Origin of the sequence: Kitasatospora sp. NPDC056181 (genome assembly GCF_042266225.1) — a bacterium.
Lineage (GTDB): Bacteria > Actinomycetota > Actinomycetes > Streptomycetales > Streptomycetaceae > Kitasatospora.
Genome location: NZ_JBHJUK010000004.1, coordinates 1 through 17,462 on the forward strand (window position 1 = coordinate 1; position 17,462 = coordinate 17,462).

Consider the following 17,462-nt stretch of genomic DNA (forward strand, 5'->3'; position numbering starts at 1 on the left):
CGGCCCTCACCACCCCGGGGGGGGGGGGCTGGTCCGCGCGCCCCCCCACCCCCCCCCGGGTGCGCGGCCGGGCGCCCGGCCCCCCGGCCCGCGGGGGCCGCGCGCGCCCCCCGCGCGCGCCCACGGCGCACCAATGCCGCGGTGCCGCCGTTCCGCCATGCCGCTCGAACCCCCTTGCAGGGGCCGCGAGAACCCCAGCGCGGGCGGTCACCGACGCGCGGGAGCCCCGTCTCCCGCCAACGGCCTGACAAGGCGCAGGCCGACCGGAACAGCGCCGGGTGAGAGACCCCCGGACTCGGAGGGCCTCCCATTCGCCGCACCTGACGTCACCTCAGGGATGCTGCACAGCAGACGAAGCAGATCACGCGAAGCGCGAGCTGCGGACCGGGCCGCTGGAGCGGCAACGGTCGCGCGGACCGGCCAGCCACCGGTGCCCGACGGCGTGGGCGAAGGCGGCCAGCGCCTCGTCCGGGTCGGCCGGGGTCTCTCCGTCACCGTCGTCGGGCGTCGGGTCGGCGGCGAGGACGTCCGCCGCCAACTCCTCGGCGGTGCGCCCGTCCGGCTCGCCCCCGAAGGGCTCCCAGGGGGCACGCACCGTCTGGCCGAGCAGGCCGCAGACGTCGGCGGCAGCGCCCGGCGGGCTGGTCCAGCACGTCGCGTGCTCGTACAGCACCTCGCCGGGCGCACGCTCGCGCAGCAGGGCGACCAGTTCGTCGTCCACCTCCCCCAGGTCGTACGCCACCACGACGGAGTTCCCGGCGCCCGGCCGGTAGGGCTGCACGGGCAGGCCGAGTACCTCCGCGGCGGCCAGGCCGAGAGCGCGGTCGGCACGCCCCGGCAGCAGCAAGACCGAGTGCGGGCGGGTCCCGGTCGCCTCCAGCACCAGCCGCAGCCGCTCCAGCGTGCGACGGCAGAGGCCGTAGTCGTCCTGGATGAACGCGTAGCGGCCGGTCATGCCCGCACTCCAGCCGTACGGCGAGAGCGTGGCCAGCAGGCCACCGGTGAGGGTGAAGTGCCAGGCGCGCAGAGCCTGGTGGCCGAGTGGGTCGGGACCGCCCGGCCGTGCGGTGGCAGCAACGGCGTCGGCGCGCTCCAGTGAGCGGCGCAGCCGGTCGGCGGCGGGCTGCCACTGCCCGGCGTCGGCGGGCAGGCGGTCGAGGTCCGCGCGGGCCGCGGCGACGTCGCCGGCCATCAAGGCGTTGTAGGCGAGCAGGTAGCGCTCGGGCCAGTCGCGGAGCAGGGCGTCGTGTTCGCGCAGCACCGTGACGGCCTCGGCGTGCCGCTCCTCGTCCTCCAGGGCGACGGCGAGTTCGGCGAGGATGGGCAGGCGCTGGTCGGTACGGCCGTGACCCCGGGCGAACAGGCCGCGCTTCGGGGCGGCGGCCAGGCGCAGGGCCTCGGCGAGGGCGGGGACGGCCAGGAAGGCGGCGCCGCTTCCGACGCACGCGTAGCCGTACTCGTAGAGCGCAACGGGGTCGGCGGGCGCGGCGACGAGGGCGCGGGCGGCTGCGGCGAGGTCCTCGAAGCCGCCGTCGACGGCGAGCCGCCCAACCAGCGGGGCGACCTCGGCTGCGGCCACCTCCGCTGCGGCCGAGCGGAGTTCGCGCAGGGCCGCGTCCGGGTCACCGGCCTCGACGAGGCTCCAGGCGGTCTCCAGCGGGGTCGTCATCACAGGGTTTCCTCCAGGGGGTCGAACGGGCGCGGGGCGGACGGGAGCAAGGCGTGCGGGAAGTACGGCTGACGTCGGGATCGCGGACATCGGCATTGCGGCCATCGGGATCGCGGTCATCGGGATCGCGGACGACTCACCGCAGGCGGCCCGTCGTGGGCGGCCGGCGGCGGACGGCAAGCACTCGGGCGCGCACAGCGAATCCCGCCACGCTCCTCGGACTTCCGGCTTCCGGTTTCCGGCCTCGGGCTTCGGGCTCGGACTTCCGGCTTCCGGCGCGGGCTTCGAGTTGCGAGCTGCGGGTGGCGCGGGCCGGGCCGTGGGTGTCCGGCGGCGGCGGGTGGGGCTCACCTGCCCGGGCGGCGATCGCCCTTCCTGTTGAGGTCGCACATGGGAACGATCATGTCGAACGGCACCGCCGCCCGCAAGCAGATTGCCCGCCCTACAACGGCCGGACCGGTGCGCCGACGAACTGTTAGGACTCTTGACAGAGGACTGGTCTAGTCCAACCATAAGCATGTCGATCCGACCGGGATGCACTGTGGGGGTGTGACCACCGGCGGCTGAGGCACTGCCATGCCCTGCTCCGCTCCACCCCCGACCGCACCGTTCCGCATGCCCGCACACCGGCATGCCCGTTCCGCCGCGGCTCCCGCACGCCCCCACCCCGCAAGTCCGCACCCCCGCAGGCCCGCAAGCCCGCAAGCCCGCAAGCCCGCAAGCCCGCAAGGTGCAACTCCGCAACGCCCCCATCCAGCAAGGCCGTTACCGAGCAAGACCACACCTCCGCATTCCCGCAGCACAGCTCAGTACCTCACCAACGTCCTGCCCCACCAAGTCTGTTGGAGAATCCATGCGTCTACGCAGAACGATCCAGGCCGCCCTGACCGCCTGTGCCACGCTGGTCGCGTCGGCCGGGCTGGTCGCCGCCGGGACGGGCCCGGCCGAGGCCGCGACCCCGTTGCCGAGCCGGGTGTTCGCCCCCTACTTCGAGTCCTGGACCGGCCAGAGCCCGGCGGCGCTGGCCGCGCAGTCCGGCGCCAAGCACCTGACGATGGCGTTCCTGCAGACCGCCACCAAGGGCTCGTGCACGCCGTACTGGAACGGCGACACCGGACTGCCGGTCGCCTCGTCCTCGTTCGGGGCCGACATCGCCACCATCCGGGCGAACGGCGGCGACGTGATCCCGTCCTTCGGCGGCTACACCGCCGACAACACCGGTACCGAACTCGCCGACAGCTGCACGGACGTGAACCAGATCGCGGCCGCCTTCGAGAACGTCATCACCACCTACGACATCAGCCGGATCGACCTCGACATCGAGGACAACTCACTCACCAACACCGCCGGCATCGACCGCCGCAACAAGGCGATCAAGCTGGTGCAGGACTGGGCGGCCGCCAACGGCCGTTCGGTCCAGTTCTCCTACACGCTGCCGACCACCACCAGCGGTCTGGCCTCCAGCGGCCTGGCGGTGCTGAAGAACGCGGTCAGCAACAACGCCCGGATCGACGTCGTCAACATGATGACCTTCGACTACTACGACAACGCCGCCCACGACATGGCCGCCGACACCCAGACCTCGGCGACCGGGCTCTACAACCAGCTGGCCAAGCTCTACCCGACCAAGACCCCCGCCCAGCTGTGGGGTTCGATCGGCATCACCGAGATGGTCGGCATCGACGACTTCGGCGCGGCCGAGACCTTCACCGTCGCCAACGCCACCACCGTCTACAACTGGGCGGTCTCGAAGGGCATCAACACGCTCTCCTTCTGGGCCCTCCAGCGTGACAACGGCGGCTGCCCGGGGACCGGCGGGCGGGACGACTGCTCAGGGATCAGCCAGGGCACCTGGGACTTCACCCACATCTTCGCGCCCTTCACCAGCAGCACCCCGGTGGGCAACGACTTCTCGGTCGCCGTGACCCCGAACTCCGGTACGGTCACCGCCGGTTCCTCCACCAGCGCGACCATCTCCACCGCCGTGACGGCCGGATCCGCACAGAGCCTCAACCTCACCGTCACCGGCGCCCCCGCCGGCGTCACCGCCACCGTCACCCCCGGCAGCGTCACCGCCGGCAACACGGCCACCCTCAACATCTCCACCACCGCCTCGGCGGCCCCCGGCACCTACCCGCTGACCGTCACCGGCAGCGGCGCGTCCGGCACTCACACCAGCAGCTACACGCTGAAGGTGACGAGCACCCAGCCCGGCAACGACTTCTCGGTCGCCGTGACCCCGAACTCCGGTACGGTCACCGCCGGTTCCTCCGCCAACGCGACCATCTCCACCGCCGTGACGGCCGGATCCGCACAGAGCCTCAACCTCACCGTCACCGGCGCCCCCGCCGGCGTCACCGCCACCGTCACCCCCGGCAGCGTCACCGCCGGCAACACGGCCACCCTCAACATCACCACCACCGCCTCGGCGGCCCCCGGCACCTACCCGCTGACCGTCACCGGCAGCGGCGCGTCCGGCACTCACACCGGCACCTACAACCTGACGGTCACCGGGGTCACCCCGCCCGGCGGCCTCGTCAACGGCGGCCTGGAGACCGGCAGCCTCACCCCCTGGACCTGCCAGAGCGGCGGCGCGGTGGTCTCCACCCCGGCCCACTCCGGCTCCTACGCCCTCCAGGCGGCGGCCGGCGCCGGCCAGACCGGCCAGTGCTCGCAGACCGTGACGCTCCAGCCCAACACCTCGTACACGCTGAGCGGCTGGGTCCAGGGCAGCTACGCCTACCTCGGCGTGAGCGGCGGCGCCACCGCCAGCACCTGGACGAACGCCTCCGGCTGGACCAGGCTGAGCGTCCCGTTCACCACCGGCGCCTCCGGCACCGTCACGGTGTACCTGCACGGCTGGTACGGCCAGGGCAACGTCTACGGCGACGACTTCGCCATCGCCTGACCCGTCTGACCCACCTGCCCTGCCTGCCCTGCCTGCCCTGCCTGCCCCGGCAGGCTGCGCCCGGCGCGCAGTAGCCGACCACCCCGCCGGAGGTGCCGCGCCCCCCCCGCGCGGCACCCCCGGCGGCACGTTCCGAAAGGGGGTGAGCGGCCCGGCCGGCCCGCCGAGGGGCCTCCCCCGTCAGCCCGCCGACGCGGCCGCCGCGGCGTCCGGCGCCGGCCCGCGGCGGCAGAGCGCGAGGTAGCAGACGGCGGCGAGGAGCGCGCAGACGAGGACGACGGTGGCGAGCAGCACCGCCGAGGGCGAGCCGCCGAGACTGCTGAGCGGGGCGACGACGGCGCCGCACACGAAGTTGCCGGTGCCGAGGAGGGCCGAGGCGGAGCCGGCGGCCTGCGGCGGGACGAGGCTCAGAGCCTGGGCGGCGGTGTTCGGGAGGATCACGCCGAGGCTGCCCATCAGCACGAACAGGGCCGGGCAGACCCCGGGCAGGCCGAAGTCCCAGACGGCGGTGACCAGGAGCAGGGCCACCCCGGCGGCGATCGCCGCACCGAGCCCGGCGAGCATCAGCGCGCCGGGGGTGTAGCGCCGGGCGAGCACGCGGCCGTTCAGCTGGGTGACGGCGACGATGGCCAGCGAGTTGACGCCGAAGAGCAGGCTGTAGGTCTGCGGCGAGACGTGGTAGACGTGCTGGAGCACCACCGAGGAGCCGCTGATGTAGCCGAACAGCGAGCCGAACGCGAAGGCGCTCGTCAGGACGAGGCCGAGGAACGGCAGGTTGCCCAGCAGGCCTCCCATCGTGCGCAGGGTGCCGGCGAGCCCGCCGCGGTGGCGGTCGGCGGGCGGCAGCGTCTCGCGCAGGGCGGCGAAGGCGACCAGCGAGAGCAGCAGGCCGAGGGCGGTGAGAGCGCCGAAGGTGCCGCGCCAGGAGGTCACGCGGAGCAGCTGCGCGCCGACGAGCGGGGCGAGGATCGGGGCGAGGCCGGAGATCAGGCTGACCGAGGCGAGGAAGCGGAGCATCGCGATGCCCTGGAAGCGGTCCCGGGCGACCGCGCGGCCGATGACCAGGCCCGCCGCCCCGGCGGCGCCCTGGACGAACCGGGCGGCGACCAGGACGGGCAGGGTGGGCGCGAACACGCAGACGACGCTGGCCACGGTGTAGACGACGAGGCCGACGAGCAGCGGCGGACGGCGGCCGAAGCGGTCACTGAGCGGTCCGAGGATCAGCTGCCCGGCCGCCACGCCGAACATCGAGAACGTGAGGGTCAGCTGGACGGCCGCCGGCTCGACGGCGAGGTCCCCGGCGATCGTGGGCAGGCCGGGCAGGTAGAGGTCGGTGGTGAGCGGTCCGAGGGCGACCAGGCCGCCGAGGACGGCGACGGTGGCGCGGCCGGGGGCGGTGCCGGTGCGGCCGGAGCCGGTGCGGGTGGTGGAGGCGGTCGACGTCTCGCCGGCGGGGCCGGCGGTCGGACCAGGCATGGGGCTCCTCACGGGACGGTCGCTGGGTTGCTGCTCGCTCCGTCCTACCCCAGCGGGACCGGCCCGCGATACCCGGCGTCGGCCGCGCGGCCCAGCGCCGCCCGGCCTTCGTGGCGCGCCCGGCCCACGTCGCCCGGCCCAGGTCGCCCGGGCCTCGACCACCCGGACCTCGACCATCCGGGCCTCGACCACCCGGACCCTCGGGCCGGGCCCCGTGCGGTGCCGGCATCAGACCCGGCCGGGCCAGGTGCCGACATCACCACCCGGCCGGGCCAGGCGCAGTGCCGGCCTCGGCACCCGGCCGGAGTCAGTGCTTGGCCTGCTGCCCCGCGCGCTGCGCGGCCTGGACGGCGGCGCCGTCCTGCCAGGCGTACAGCTGGTTGCCGGTCAGCGTGACGTTGTAGTGCCCGCAGCTGCCGGTGATCTTCGAGGCGACGCCCTCCGGGAACCACCCCGCCTTCAGGGTGGCCGGCACCGGGTGGACGCCGCGGCCCGGTGTGGTGGTGGTGCAGCCCGCGGGCAGCCGGCCCTCGGCCAGGGTGGCGTGCAGCAGGCGGTCGTCGCCCGTGGTGGACCGCATGTACTGGACGGAGGACGCGTTGTCGGGCAGCCAGCCCGGCATCGTGTGCGCGCTCGCCTTGGCGGCGCTGCCGGTGGCGTAGGTGGCCTGCTCCTGGTGGCGGCCGTCGTACCACTCGGAGACCCGCGGGCCGACCGCCACGGCCGCGACGGCCACGACCATGCCCGTGCCCGCGATCCCGAGTGCGACCTTGCTCACGATGCCGTTCATGCCCCGCCCTGCCCTCTCCTGTCCGGTGCCACCGCTGCCGGTGTCCGCCGTCTGACGCGTTTGCGCCGCCCGGTCTCCCGGGGTCACTCCATCCTGACCCGTCGTGGGCTGCCGGGGCGTCACCTGAAGGTCGCGGCCGTTCCTCCGACCGCAGGGGTACGGTCTCCACCTACAGGGGGATACGCGGCGCCCGCGCCTCAGGGTTCACCGGCCCTGGCGAGGCCCCCCCGACAACCCCTGTGACCAGCGCTTTCAGACGCCTGCCGGGACGGGCCGGGCGACCGGGAACGGGCGGCCGTCCAGAGTCCAGTGCGGGTCGATGGGCCGTCCGAGGGCCGCGTACACCTGGGCTGCGACGTCCGGGTGGCGGATCTCGCCGGCCGGCGGGGCGGCGGGGATGCCGGGTCCGGCGCAGGCCACCCAGGCGGTGCGCTCCTCGGGCGTGCGGCCGCCGTGGCCGCCCCCGTCGACGTGGCCGTGGTCGGTGACGACGATGACCGTCCACGCCTCGTCGGCGTGGCCGGCCCGGCCCCGGACGGCGTCGAGCAGCCGCCCGAGGCGCTGGTCGGCGGCGCGCATGGCGGCCCGGTACTCCTCGCCGCAGCCGAGGAAGTGGGCGGTCTCGTCGACGGCGCCGAGGTAGACGAAGGACGCCTCCGGGTCGGCGGTGGACAGGACGTGCACGGCCTCCCGGGTGACCTCCTCGTCCACGGCCTCCCAGGCCTCGGGGCTGTCCTCGGCGGGGGCGACGTAGGAGAGGCGGCCGGGGGCGCGGAACAGCGGGCCGCCGGACTCGTTGATCACCAGCGGGTCCCAGCCCGCGGCGACGAAGGTGCGCCGGCGGTCCTGCCGGGCGAGGCGGGTGGCGAAGTCGGGGAAGACGTCGAGCCGGTTGCCGGCCAGGTGGTTGCCCCAGACGCCGTGCTTGGCGGGCTCGACACCGGTGACGATGGTGGCCCAGCAGGGGCCGGACATGGTGGGCGTGGACTCCGCCACGGTGACGGGCGCCAGGAACCCGGCCTCGGCCACCTCCGCGAGCCTCGGCATCGGGACCTGCTCCAGCAGGTCGTACCGGACGCCGTCGATCCCGACGACGAGGACACGGGGTCGGGGCGGCGGAGGTGTGGCCATGGTGAGGGGGTTTCCTTTCGCGGTGCCCGGCCGCGCCCCGCAGGCGCCGCCGACCGCGACATGCTGCACCGCCCGGGGTACCGGTTGGTGTCCCCGGATGGAACAGCGGGTGTCCGGCCGGTGGCAGGGGCCTACGAGCTGCGGGCGGACGGCGGGAGGCAAGGGCCTGCCCGGGCGGCGGCAGGCCGGCGGGAGGGCTGGCCGGGGCCGTCAGCCGGAGGTGCGGACGAACCGGTGGTCGGCCGGGCGCAGCGCCGCGACCGGGCCGGCGGCGCGCAGGACCACGTCCAGGACGCGGGCCGGATCGGCCGCGTAGCAGTGGGCGAACCACGGGAGGTTCGCCTCGACGACGGCCCAGCGCGCGACCGGGTCGTAGGGGTCGAGCAGCCGGCCGACGTCGAGGGCGACGGCACTGGGCAGGCTCGCACCGGCGGCGGCCAGGAGCCGGTCGGCGAAGGCGGCGGCCCCGGGGGTGAGCGGGCCGGGGTCGAGCCGGCCGAAGCGGGCGTAGCGGCTGCCGGTGACGACCTCGCCGTCGAGGACGAAGAGCCGGTACTCGGCGCCGAAGGTCGCCGGGTCGCTCACCAGCACCGGAGTGTCGGGGCCGATCCGCTCGCCGTGGCGCGGCAGGCGGGAGCCGTCGGGATAGACGGCCGGCGGGAGGGACTTGTCGGCGGGCGGCTTCACGAAGGCCGGCCGGGTGAGCGTCCACGCCTCGGAGAGGGTGGTCAGCTCGATCCGGCGGCCGGTGAACTCCTCAGGCAGCCCGGGCAGCCAGTCGTCCGCGGGTTCGAGCAGGGCGAGGCCGAGCGGACCGGCGACCCGGGCGGCGGCGAACGGGCCGCCGTACCAGTGGACGGCCCGACCCGCCAGCCGGTCGACGGTGGCCGGGCCGGCGAGGACCGCGGTCTCCAGGCCGCGGGCGGCGGCGGCCTCGGCGAGCAGCACGGTGGTGCTCGTCGCCTGGGCCGAGGTGAGCAGCCCGGGCGCACCGCCCTCCCACGCACCACCCTCCCTCGCCGCGCCCTCCCGCACACCGCCCTCCCCCGCCCCGCCCGTCACGGCGCGGGCCGGAACTCGTGGACGACCTCGATGCGGCCGACGATGTGCCGGTTGAACTCGGGCAGCTCCTCGGCGGGCACCCAGAGTTCGAGGATGGTCCGGCCGCCGGCCTGCTGCACGGGGTAGCGGGCCAGGAAGGCGGTGTCCACCTCGAACCTGGTGACGTAGCCGACGCCGGACGCGGGGACGTTCCAGTCGCGGGCGATCCGGATCGCGTAGTCCTCGTTGAGCACCGGGTAGAAGATCGGCTGGTCGGGCAGCCGGGGCGGCCAGGCGCGCCGGTCGGCGGCCTCGACCAGCGCCAACTCCTCGGGCCCGGTGGGCCGCCAGAGGGTCGTGGTCGGGGAGGTGGTGGGCGTCCGGCTGGTCATGGGGGGCGACGGTAGCCGGGCCGGTGCCGGCCCGGCCACCGCTTTTCGGGGCGCACCGGCCGTCAGCGGTAGGCCGACTCGCCGGTGATGGCCTCGCCGAGGACGAGGGTGTGGATCTCGCTGGTGCCCTCGTACGTGAGCACCGACTCCAGGTTGTTGGCGTGCCGCAGCACCGGGTACTCGGTGGTGATGCCGTTGGCGCCGAGTACGGTACGGGCGCTGCGGGCGATCTCCAGCGCGGCGCGCACGTTGTTGAGCTTGCCGAAGCTGATGTGGGCCGGGCGGGCCGCGCCCTCGTCCTTGAGCCGGCCGATCCGCAGCGCGACCAGGTAGGCCTTCTCCACCTCCAGCATCATCTCGACCAGCTTCTGCTGGGTGAGCTGGAACCCGGCGATCGGGCGGTCGAACTGGACGCGGCTCTTCGCGTAGTCCAGCGCGGCGGTGTAGCAGTCGCGCGCGGCGCCGACGGTGCCCCAGAGGATGCCGTAGCGGGCCTCGTTGAGGGAGGAGAGCGGTCCGCGCAGGCCGGTCACGCCGGGCAGGACGGCGTCGGCGGGCAGCACGACCTCGTCGAAGGCCAGCTCGCTGGTGACCGAGGCGCGCAGCGAGAGCTTCCCGTGCACGTCGGTGGCCGTGAAGCCGGGGGTGCCGGGCTCCACGAGGAAGCCGCGGACGCCGTCCTCGGTCTGCGCCCACACGACGGCGACGTCGGAGATGCTGCCGTTGGTGATCCACATCTTCGAACCGGAGAGCACCCAGTCGGCGCCTTCGCCGGCGCCCTTGCGGCGGGCGCGGGTGCGCATGTTGGCCGGGTCGGAGCCGAAGTCGGGCTCGGTGAGGCCGAAGCAGCCGATGAGCTCGCCGGCGGCCATGCCGGGCAGCCAGCGCTGCTTCTGCTCCTCGGACCCGTAGGCGTGGATCGAGCGCATCGCCAGCGAGCCCTGGACGGAGACGAAGCTGCGCAGTCCGGAGTCGGCCGCCTCCAGTTCCATGCAGGCGACGCCGTAGGCGACGGCGGTGGAGCCGGTGCAGCCGTAGCCGTCGAGGTGCATGCCGAGCACACCGAGGGCGCCCAGTTCGGGGGCGAGTTCGTGGGCCGGGAAGACACCGCGCTCGAACCAGTCGCCGAGGTGCGGGCGGATCCGCTCCTCGGTGAACTTCCTGACGGTGTCGCGGATCAGCCGCTCCTCGTCGGTGAGCAGGTCACCGACGGCGAGCAGGTCGGCCGGGTCGATCCGGTTCGGCTTCGCCATTGAAGCTCCTTGTCGTGCTTGTAGTCTCGGCGGTCACCGGTCCGGGCCGGTGGCGTCCGGGCCGGTCGGGGTGCCGCTCCGGGGCCGGCGGGGGTACCGGCCGTCGCGGGTACCGGCGAGTATTCCGCACGGGGCCCGGCTCCGGACGGTCCGAGGCGAGGGAGTGAGCATGTACACAGTCGAGCTGTTGACGGCGGAGCAACTGGCGGACGCGTCGGGGCGGCTTGCCGGGCTGCTGGTGGACACCGTCGACGGCGGCGCCTCGCTCGGCTTCCTCGCCCCGCTCGACCACGACGCGGCGGCGGCCTGGTGGCGTTCGCTGGTCCCGGACGTCGCGGCCGGACGGCTGCTGCTCTGGGTGGCCCGCGCGGGCGAGGACGGCGGGAACGGCACGGACGCCGGGGGCGCGGGCACGGAGGACGCCGGGGGCGCGGGCCGGATCGCCGGGACGGTGCAGCTGCGCCCCGCGACGCCCGCGAACGGCCGTCACCGCGGCGAGGTGGCCAAGCTGATGGTCGACCCGAGGGACCGCGGGCAGGGCCTGGCCGGCCGGCTGCTCGACGCCCTGGAGTCGGCCGCCGCCGGGCGCGGCATCCGGCTGCTGGTGCTGGACACCGAGACGGACAGCCCCGCCGAGCGGATGTACGAGGCCGCGGGCTGGACCAGGGTCGGCACGGTGCCCGACTACGCGACCGACCCGGCGGGCGTCCCGCACCCGACCACCATCTTCTTCAAGGCGCCAGCCCCGGCGGTGCCTTCGCCCGTCTCGGTAGGATGATCGCTTCCGCAGGCTTCGGCAGCTGAACTGAGGGGTGGGCCATGGCGCGCTGGGCACTGATCGTCCAGGAGACCGAGGGCGTCGGCAACGACCGGATCTGGGGCACCAAGGTGCTCGCCGAGATCGAGGGCAGCCGCGAGGAGGCGCTCGCCGAGCTGAAGCGGCTCGTCCCGACGTACACGCCGCAGCACCCGTTCAACCCCCGCCAGCGCACCGTCCTGCGGGACGGCGACACCTACATGCTGATCGCCAAGGGCAGCATGCGGGACTACCACTGCGTGTTCAAGGTGTGGGAGCTGCTCTGGGACAGCAAGCGGCCCGAGATCCAGCAGGAGCGCCTGGCCGACGGCGCCACCGGCTGAGTCCCGGGCCCCGGTGGCCCGGGCCGGGCTCATGCGGCCCGGGACGGCGCCTCAGGACGGCAGGTCGGCGTCCCCGCCGAGGTTGGCGACCATGCGGCGCAGCACGTCGAGGGCGGCGGCCCGGTCGGCGGCGGGGATGCCGTCGTGGATCCGCTCGTGGGCGGCGGCGAGGCGCTCGCGGGCCCGCTGCCGGCCGGCCTCTCCGGCCTCGGTGAGGACGAGGGCGCCGCCGTCCGCGGACTCGGCGAGCCAGCCACGGTCCCGGAGGTCGTCGAAGACCCGGTCGAAGTCGACGGCGGGGAGGTGCCCGGTCGCGTACGGGGCCAGTTTGGCGGCGAGGGCGGTGCGCTCCCAGTCGCCGGGCGCACCGGCGACGTGGTTGAGGGTCCACCAGTGGGGCTGGGTGAGGCCCTCCTCGGCGAGTTCGCCCCGGATGGCGGCGAGGACGAGCCGGGCGGTCAGGTCGCTCCAGTACCCGATCGGCTGGGCGGCGAGCCGCGCCTCGGGGTAGGCGCGCAGGTGAACGGTCATGACGGTCCTCCAAGCGGACGGACGGACGCGGTGGGGCGTCGATCACGCTAGGAGTTGAAGCCCGCTTGAGGTCAAGGGCCGGGAGGGCGGTGGCGGCAGGCGCGGTGTCAGGCGATCCCGCAGAGCCGGAGCACCGCCGTGGTCGCGGCACCGGCCACCACCACGACCGGGAACGGCGCGCGACGCAGCGCGAGCACCCCGGCGACCAGCACGCCGGCCGGCCGGGCCCAGCCGGCGAAGCCGTGGCCCTGGGTGAGGGCGCCGGTGGCGACCAGGGCGACCAGCAGCACGGCGGCAGCGACCGCGAGCAGGTGGCGCAGCCGGTCGGACAGGGTGAGGCGGTGGCCGAGGGCGGGTCCGGCGATCCGGAACGCGTAGGTGCCGACGGCGAGCAGGAGGACGGCGAGCAGGGGCATCAGCGGACCTCTTCGGCGATCGGCGCGGACGGCCGGCGGGCAGCCGGGTGGTCGTCGGACGGACGGCAGGAGGCCGGGTGGCGGGCGGACGGGCGGTCGTCGGACGACCCCTCCGCGGGCCGGCCGCCGCCCTCGCCCTGCTCCTCCGCCGGGCGGGCGTGGCCCCGGCCGGCGAACAGCAGGCCGAGGAGGGAGAGCAGGACGGGCAGCCCGGCCGGCAGGTAGGGGGTGGCGGCGACCGCGACGACGGCGCCGGCCAGGGCGGCGGCGCGGGTGCGGCGGTCGGTGAGCGAGGGCAGGACGAGGGCGAGCAGGACGGCGGGGAAGGCGGCGTCGAGCCCGAGCGCGTCGGTGTCGCCGATCAGGCCGCCGGCGGCCGCGCCGAGGACGGCGGCGACGTTCCAGACCACGAACAGGGCGACGCCGCAGACCCAGAACGCCGCCCGGCGGCCGCGCCGGTCGGGCTGGAGCAGGACGAACGCGGCGGACTCGTCGGTCAGCACGTGTGCGCCGAGCAGCCGCCGCCACCAGGGTCCGTCGAGCACGTCGGCGACGGTGAAGCCGAACGGCAGCAGGCGGGCGTTGAGGACGAGGCCGGTGGCGACGGCGGCGAGCGCGCCACCGCCGGAGAGGACGACACCGACGGCCGCGAACTGCGAGCCGCCGGCGAAGACCAGCACGGACATCGCGATCGGCACCCAGAGCGGCAGGCCGCCGGACACACTGATGGCACCGAAGGAGGCGCCGACGAGGGCGTCGGCAAGGCAGACCAGGGCGATGTCGCGCAGCGTGGAACGGTCGAGTGTTCGGAGGAGCGAACGCATGTCCAGTAGAGTGAACCCGATGGCTGTCGTTCGTCAAGGCGAACGCGTGGACCTGTGGAGCGAACGCGGATGAGTGTGGGCAGCAGCGGCACCGGCAGTGACAGCAGCAGGAGCGGGACGGGCGGGCCGACGACGTCGGGCGTGGAGCTGATCGGCCTGATCGCCGCCTCGATCCGGCGCGAGCGCGAGCGCAGCGGGCTGTCGATGGCCGAGCTGGCCCGGCGCGCGGGCATCGCCAAGTCGACGCTCTCCCAGCTGGAGTCGGGCGCGGGCAACCCCAGCGTGGAGACGCTCTGGGCGCTCGGCGCCGCGCTCAACGTGCCGTTCAGCCGGCTGGTCGACCCGCCCCGCCCGGCGGTCAGGGTGATCAGGGCCGGCGAGGGCCCGGTGACCCACTCCGAGCGCGCCGACTACGCGGCCACCGTGCTCTCCTCCTGCCCGCCGAACGCCCGGCGCGACATCTACCGGATCGAGGCCCAGCCGGGCGAGACCCGGGCCTCCGACCCGCACATGCCCGGCACCGTCGAGCACGTGATGATCGGCGCCGGCCGGGCACTGGCCGGGCCAACGGAGGAGCCGGTCGAGCTGGGCCCGGGCGACTACGTCAGCTACCCGGGCGACGCCCCGCACGTCTTCCGCGCCCTCGCCCCCGACACCCTGGCCGTGATCGTCATGGAACACATCTGACGCCTCCGGCACGCCGCCACCACGGCGTGCCCCGCATCGGCGTACACCGGGAGCGACGTACGCCCGTATCGACGTACGCCCGTATCGACGTACGCCCGTATCGGCGTACGCCGTCGGCGGTGCGTCGCGTGCCGGCGTACGCCGATACCGACGTGCCCCGGATCGACGTACCGCTACGTCAACAGCCGGTCCAGGAACGGGTTCCCGAACACCCGGTACGGGTCGTGGCGGTCCAGTACGGCGATCGCCTCGTCCCAGCCGGGGCCGCCGCCGTCACGGAGGCTGGCCGGGATGACCCGGTCGAGCACGTCGGGGTCGGCCCAGGCGGCGTCCGCGGTGTAGGCCCAGCCCTTGGACCACTCGACGCGCAGCCCGGCGCGGGTGCCGTCGAAGGTGCGCAGCAGGAACTGTTCGAGGTCGCGGGCGAAGCGGTGCAGCCCGGGCGTACCCGGGAACGCGAGGACGTCGAGCCAGACGGCGGTGTCCCACTCGGGGCGGTCGGGGCGCGGGCGCAGCGCGGAGAGCAGCGGTGGCCGGGCGCCGGGCACCCCGCACGAGGCGGGGTCGTCCAGGCCGGTGACCCGGATCTCGACCGCGCCGTTCACCGGGAACTCGCCGCGCGCCCGGTATTCGTCGAGCAACTGCCGGTAGTGGTCGGCGAATTCGGCGAGCACCCACTGCAGGTCGGCGCGCCGGGCGAGAACGGCGTAGCCGTTGGCGGTGACCCGCAGGGTGGTGGGGCGGACGTACTGCATCAGGGTGCGGGAGGGGCCCCAGAGGTCGGACCGCAGGCCTCCGCCGAGCAGGTGGGTGAGCACCTCGCCGGTGAGCAGGTCGCGGATCAGGCCGCCGGAGAGCAGCACGTCGGTGATGTCCCCGGTGAGCGCCACCTTGGCCACCAGGTACTGGAGTTGGCCGAAGAGCGGGGCCGATCCCCAGGCGCCGGTGACGAGCTGGCCGGCGAGACGGGCGACCGGCTCCGGGACGATGTCGGAGAAGGGGTAGTTGTACGGCTCCTCGACGGCCCGGGAGCCGAACGGGCGGTCCGGGGCGACGGTCCAGGTCTTCAGCCAGGGGCGGTCGGTGTAGGCGAACCAGATCGCCTCGGCGCGGCCGTCGCGCTCGACGAAGTCGGCGAAGGTGCGCGGGCGCCGGCCGAGGAGGCCGGTGCTGCCCGGGCGGGCGAAGAGTTCACTCGCCGGGATGTCCAGCCGGCTGACGCAGCGCAGTGGCCGGTCGGCACCGGCCCTGAGCACGACCTCCGTGACGAAGGCCCGGCCGAGGTGGACCAGGAAGGCGGCGCTGTCCGCCTCGGCGCGCTCGAAGGTGCGCAGGGTGTGGCGGCCGGTTCCCGGGTCGTGGACGACGGCGGTCAGCCGGGTGACCTGGTTGCTGAGCGAGCCGTAGCCGTGGCCGGCCGGGCGGGTCTCGTCGGCGGCGGGGACGGCGGTGCCGTGGCCGCCGATGGCGAGCACCCCGCCGACGGTCAGTTCGCCGGGCGCGGGGCAGTTGGCGACGCCGAGGCCGCGGCCGGCCAGGTGGGCGAGCAGGTCCTCCATGGTGGCGCCGGTCTGGACCCGGACGGTGTCCGGCGAGTCGGCGGTGACCGCGGTGAGGTGGCGGGTGGTGTCCAGCAGCAGGACGCGGGCCGCCTCGGGGGTGCCGTCGGCGACGGTGAGCGGGGCCCAGGTGTGCCGGTACCCCTGGGCGCGCAGCCGCCAACCGTTGGCGCGGGCCCAGTCGGCGAGCGGCGGCACCTCCTCGGGCGTGCGCGGGGCGCAGGTCCAGAGCTGGTCGGTGCGGACCTCGCCGGACCAGTTCTGGTAGACCCGCTGGTAGAGCTCGGTGCCGGCGGGCAGTCCGGGCGGTGCCGGGGTGGTGGCCTGCGCGTGGTCCGGTCCGATCGTGCCGCGCAGCAGCCAGGTGGCTCCGCCGAGCGCGGCCGAGGCGCCGAGCAGCTCACGCCTGCTCAGACCACCGCTGTGCCCCCGCTCCCGGGGCCCGTCGCCCGGTTCGTCGCGCAGCCCGTCGCCGCTCCCGCTGCCACTCCCACCGCCGTGCCCACCGCCGTGCCCGCCGCCGGACCCGCCGCCGTGTCGTCGTGCTGCCGTCATGCCCGCCCCCTGGGTGGTGACCGCGCCCGCGCGTCCTGCGCCGGGCGCCGGCGTCGTCGAGACCGCCGCCGTGATCGCCGTCGTGACCGTTCCCCCGATCCGCGTACGAGCGTACGAAGCCGGGGCGGCGGAGCGGCCGCCGACGGGCCCGCGGGCCGCGTTCTTCACCCGTTCGAATGAAGGTTGCCCGATTCGCCGACCGGGCCCTAGGTTGATCGTGATCGCCGTCGCCCGATCGCCCCCTGGCCGCTCCCCCGATCACCTCCGGAGGCCCCGCCGTGCCCGCGTCCCTGACCGTCGCCGTCGCCCAGCCCGTCTGCGCCGAGGCCTCCCGGCCGGAGACCGTGGCCGCCAACGTCGCACGGCACGTCGCCGTGGTCCGGGAGGCCGGCGCCCGGCTGGTGGTCTTCCCCGAGTTCTCGCTGACCGGCTACGACCTCGCCGCGCCCGCCCTGGACCCCTCCGACGCGCGGCTCGCGCCGCTGGTCGAGGCCTGCGCCGGGACCGGCACGGTCGCCCTGGCCGGCGCGCCGGTGCGCGAGGCGGACGGCCGCGAGTACATCGCCACGCTCGCCGTCACCGGCGAGGGCGTCCGGGTCGTCTGCCGCAAGATCCGGCTGCACGGACCCGAGGGGGACCGCTTCACCCCCGGCGACAGGCCGGCGGTGCTGGAACTGGACGGCCGCCGACTGGGCCTGGCGATCTGTGCGGACGCCGCCTTCCCGGAGCACGCCGAGCAGCTGGCCGCACTCGGCATCGACGCGTACGTCGCCTCCACCCTCTACGGCGACGACCCGGTGGCCCTCGCCCGGCGCGACAGCCAGGTCCGCGACCGGACCGCCGCGCACGGGGTGTGGGGCGTGCTGTCGACGTCGGCCGGGGCGAGCGGCGAGTACCCGCGGACCTCGGGCGGCTCGGGGTTCTGGGCGCCGGGCGGCACGCTCGTCGCCCAGGCCGGCGCCGAGCCGGGCGCGGTGGTCCGCCACGCGCTCCCGTAGCGCCGTCGCACCGCGGGCCACGGCTCCGGCCTACCGCGGACCCGCAGAGCCGTGGACCCGCGGAGCCGAGAGCCCCGGAGCCGTGCACCCGC

At 75.1% G+C, this 17,462-nt stretch carries 16 protein-coding genes; 5 read left to right on the forward strand and 11 right to left on the reverse strand.

Features of this window, described 5'->3' with window-relative positions; translation table 11 throughout:
• Nucleotides 1–361 precede the first annotated feature (361 nt).
• A complete protein-coding gene (locus ACFC1F_RS03005) occupies nt 362–1,669 on the reverse strand; it encodes a hypothetical protein (protein ID WP_376155227.1) in 1,308 nt (435 codons plus the stop codon).
• 853 nt (nt 1,670–2,522) lie between these two features.
• Here ACFC1F_RS03005 and ACFC1F_RS03010 point away from each other — a divergent pair.
• Complete coding sequence (locus tag ACFC1F_RS03010; RefSeq protein ID WP_376155229.1) at nt 2,523–4,577, forward strand: glycosyl hydrolase family 18 protein; 2,055 nt, start codon at nt 2,523–2,525, stop codon at nt 4,575–4,577.
• A gap of 180 nt (nt 4,578–4,757) precedes the next feature.
• Here ACFC1F_RS03010 and ACFC1F_RS03015 read toward each other — a convergent pair whose 3' ends face one another.
• The 6 genes from ACFC1F_RS03015 to ACFC1F_RS03040 form a co-directional block, all read right to left on the reverse strand.
• Nucleotides 4,758–6,053, reverse strand: a complete 1,296-nt coding sequence (locus tag ACFC1F_RS03015) for a multidrug effflux MFS transporter (protein ID WP_376155230.1) — start codon at nt 6,051–6,053, stop codon at nt 4,758–4,760.
• A gap of 307 nt (nt 6,054–6,360) precedes the next feature.
• On the reverse strand, nt 6,361–6,831 hold the full coding sequence (locus ACFC1F_RS03020; RefSeq protein ID WP_376155232.1) for a hypothetical protein: 471 nt from the start codon (nt 6,829–6,831) through the stop codon (nt 6,361–6,363).
• 264 nt (nt 6,832–7,095) lie between these two features.
• The gene (locus tag ACFC1F_RS03025; RefSeq protein WP_209409477.1) at nt 7,096–7,974 is read right to left on the reverse strand and encodes an alkaline phosphatase family protein; all 879 of its coding nucleotides are present in this window, start codon (nt 7,972–7,974) and stop codon (nt 7,096–7,098) included.
• Nucleotides 7,975–8,184: 210 nt separating this feature from the next.
• Nucleotides 8,185–8,955 (reverse strand): ATP-grasp domain-containing protein, encoded by a 771-nt coding sequence (locus tag ACFC1F_RS03030; protein WP_376155398.1) that lies wholly within the window; start codon nt 8,953–8,955, stop codon nt 8,185–8,187.
• Nucleotides 8,956–9,032: 77 nt separating this feature from the next.
• On the reverse strand, nt 9,033–9,407 hold the full coding sequence (locus tag ACFC1F_RS03035) for an ADP-ribosylation/crystallin J1 (RefSeq protein WP_209409483.1): 375 nt from the start codon (nt 9,405–9,407) through the stop codon (nt 9,033–9,035).
• A gap of 62 nt (nt 9,408–9,469) precedes the next feature.
• The gene (locus ACFC1F_RS03040) at nt 9,470–10,660 is read right to left on the reverse strand and encodes an acyl-CoA dehydrogenase family protein (RefSeq protein WP_376155234.1); all 1,191 of its coding nucleotides are present in this window, start codon (nt 10,658–10,660) and stop codon (nt 9,470–9,472) included.
• 169 nt (nt 10,661–10,829) lie between these two features.
• Between ACFC1F_RS03040 and ACFC1F_RS03045 the strand changes: the two genes are divergently transcribed.
• Together ACFC1F_RS03045 and ACFC1F_RS03050 are read left to right on the forward strand one after the other, a co-directional pair.
• Nucleotides 10,830–11,438 (forward strand): GNAT family N-acetyltransferase, encoded by a 609-nt coding sequence (locus ACFC1F_RS03045; protein ID WP_376155236.1) that lies wholly within the window; start codon nt 10,830–10,832, stop codon nt 11,436–11,438.
• Between the two features lie 41 nt (nt 11,439–11,479).
• Complete coding sequence (locus tag ACFC1F_RS03050) at nt 11,480–11,800, forward strand: hypothetical protein (RefSeq protein ID WP_209409492.1); 321 nt, start codon at nt 11,480–11,482, stop codon at nt 11,798–11,800.
• Between the two features lie 51 nt (nt 11,801–11,851).
• Here the strand turns inward: ACFC1F_RS03050 and ACFC1F_RS03055 are convergent, their stop codons facing one another.
• From ACFC1F_RS03055 to ACFC1F_RS03065, 3 genes are all read right to left on the reverse strand, one after another.
• Nucleotides 11,852–12,331, reverse strand: a complete 480-nt coding sequence (locus ACFC1F_RS03055) for a MarR family winged helix-turn-helix transcriptional regulator (RefSeq protein ID WP_376155239.1) — start codon at nt 12,329–12,331, stop codon at nt 11,852–11,854.
• Between the two features lie 107 nt (nt 12,332–12,438).
• Nucleotides 12,439–12,747, reverse strand: coding sequence for an AzlD domain-containing protein (locus ACFC1F_RS03060; protein ID WP_174315600.1), 309 nt, complete (start codon nt 12,745–12,747; stop codon nt 12,439–12,441).
• Nucleotides 12,747–13,571, reverse strand: a complete 825-nt coding sequence (locus tag ACFC1F_RS03065) for an AzlC family ABC transporter permease (RefSeq protein WP_376155241.1) — start codon at nt 13,569–13,571, stop codon at nt 12,747–12,749. Before ACFC1F_RS03065 ends, ACFC1F_RS03060 begins: the two co-directional genes overlap by 1 nt.
• Before the next feature lie 69 nt (nt 13,572–13,640).
• On the opposite strand from ACFC1F_RS03065, the gene ACFC1F_RS03070 reads away from it, so the two are divergent.
• Entirely contained in the window at nt 13,641–14,258 is a 618-nt protein-coding gene (locus ACFC1F_RS03070) for a helix-turn-helix domain-containing protein (RefSeq protein ID WP_209409499.1), read from the forward strand.
• 173 nt (nt 14,259–14,431) lie between these two features.
• Here the strand turns inward: ACFC1F_RS03070 and ACFC1F_RS03075 are convergent, their stop codons facing one another.
• Nucleotides 14,432–16,372: a cholesterol oxidase substrate-binding domain-containing protein gene (locus tag ACFC1F_RS03075; RefSeq protein ID WP_376155243.1), complete on the reverse strand. Its 1,941-nt coding sequence runs from the start codon at nt 16,370–16,372 to the stop codon at nt 14,432–14,434.
• A gap of 278 nt (nt 16,373–16,650) precedes the next feature.
• Between ACFC1F_RS03075 and ACFC1F_RS03080 the strand changes: the two genes are divergently transcribed.
• Nucleotides 16,651–17,370: a carbon-nitrogen hydrolase family protein gene (locus tag ACFC1F_RS03080; protein ID WP_376155245.1), complete on the forward strand. Its 720-nt coding sequence runs from the start codon at nt 16,651–16,653 to the stop codon at nt 17,368–17,370.
• Nucleotides 17,371–17,462: the final 92 nt, after the last annotated feature.

Excerpts from the sequence above, each read along its gene's own strand:
- ACFC1F_RS03045 (WP_376155236.1), top strand. The coding sequence starts at position 10,830 with ATGTACACAGTCGAGCTGTTGACGGCGGAGCAACTGGCGGACGCGTCG.
- ACFC1F_RS03050 (WP_209409492.1), top strand. The coding sequence starts at position 11,480 with ATGGCGCGCTGGGCACTGATCGTCCAGGAGACCGAGGGCGTCGGCAAC.
- ACFC1F_RS03070 (WP_209409499.1), top strand. The coding sequence starts at position 13,641 with ATGAGTGTGGGCAGCAGCGGCACCGGCAGTGACAGCAGCAGGAGCGGG.
- ACFC1F_RS03055 (WP_376155239.1), bottom strand. The coding sequence starts at position 12,331 with ATGACCGTTCACCTGCGCGCCTACCCCGAGGCGCGGCTCGCCGCCCAG.
- ACFC1F_RS03005 (WP_376155227.1), bottom strand. The coding sequence starts at position 1,669 with ATGACGACCCCGCTGGAGACCGCCTGGAGCCTCGTCGAGGCCGGTGAC.
- ACFC1F_RS03035 (WP_209409483.1), bottom strand. The coding sequence starts at position 9,407 with ATGACCAGCCGGACGCCCACCACCTCCCCGACCACGACCCTCTGGCGG.
- ACFC1F_RS03075 (WP_376155243.1), bottom strand. The coding sequence starts at position 16,372 with ATGACGGCAGCACGACGACACGGCGGCGGGTCCGGCGGCGGGCACGGC.
- ACFC1F_RS03015 (WP_376155230.1), bottom strand. The coding sequence starts at position 6,053 with ATGCCTGGTCCGACCGCCGGCCCCGCCGGCGAGACGTCGACCGCCTCC.
- ACFC1F_RS03010 (WP_376155229.1), top strand. The coding sequence starts at position 2,523 with ATGCGTCTACGCAGAACGATCCAGGCCGCCCTGACCGCCTGTGCCACG.
- ACFC1F_RS03025 (WP_209409477.1), bottom strand. The coding sequence starts at position 7,974 with ATGGCCACACCTCCGCCGCCCCGACCCCGTGTCCTCGTCGTCGGGATC.
- ACFC1F_RS03065 (WP_376155241.1), bottom strand. The coding sequence starts at position 13,571 with ATGCGTTCGCTCCTCCGAACACTCGACCGTTCCACGCTGCGCGACATC.
- ACFC1F_RS03060 (WP_174315600.1), bottom strand. The coding sequence starts at position 12,747 with ATGCCCCTGCTCGCCGTCCTCCTGCTCGCCGTCGGCACCTACGCGTTC.
- ACFC1F_RS03040 (WP_376155234.1), bottom strand. The coding sequence starts at position 10,660 with ATGGCGAAGCCGAACCGGATCGACCCGGCCGACCTGCTCGCCGTCGGT.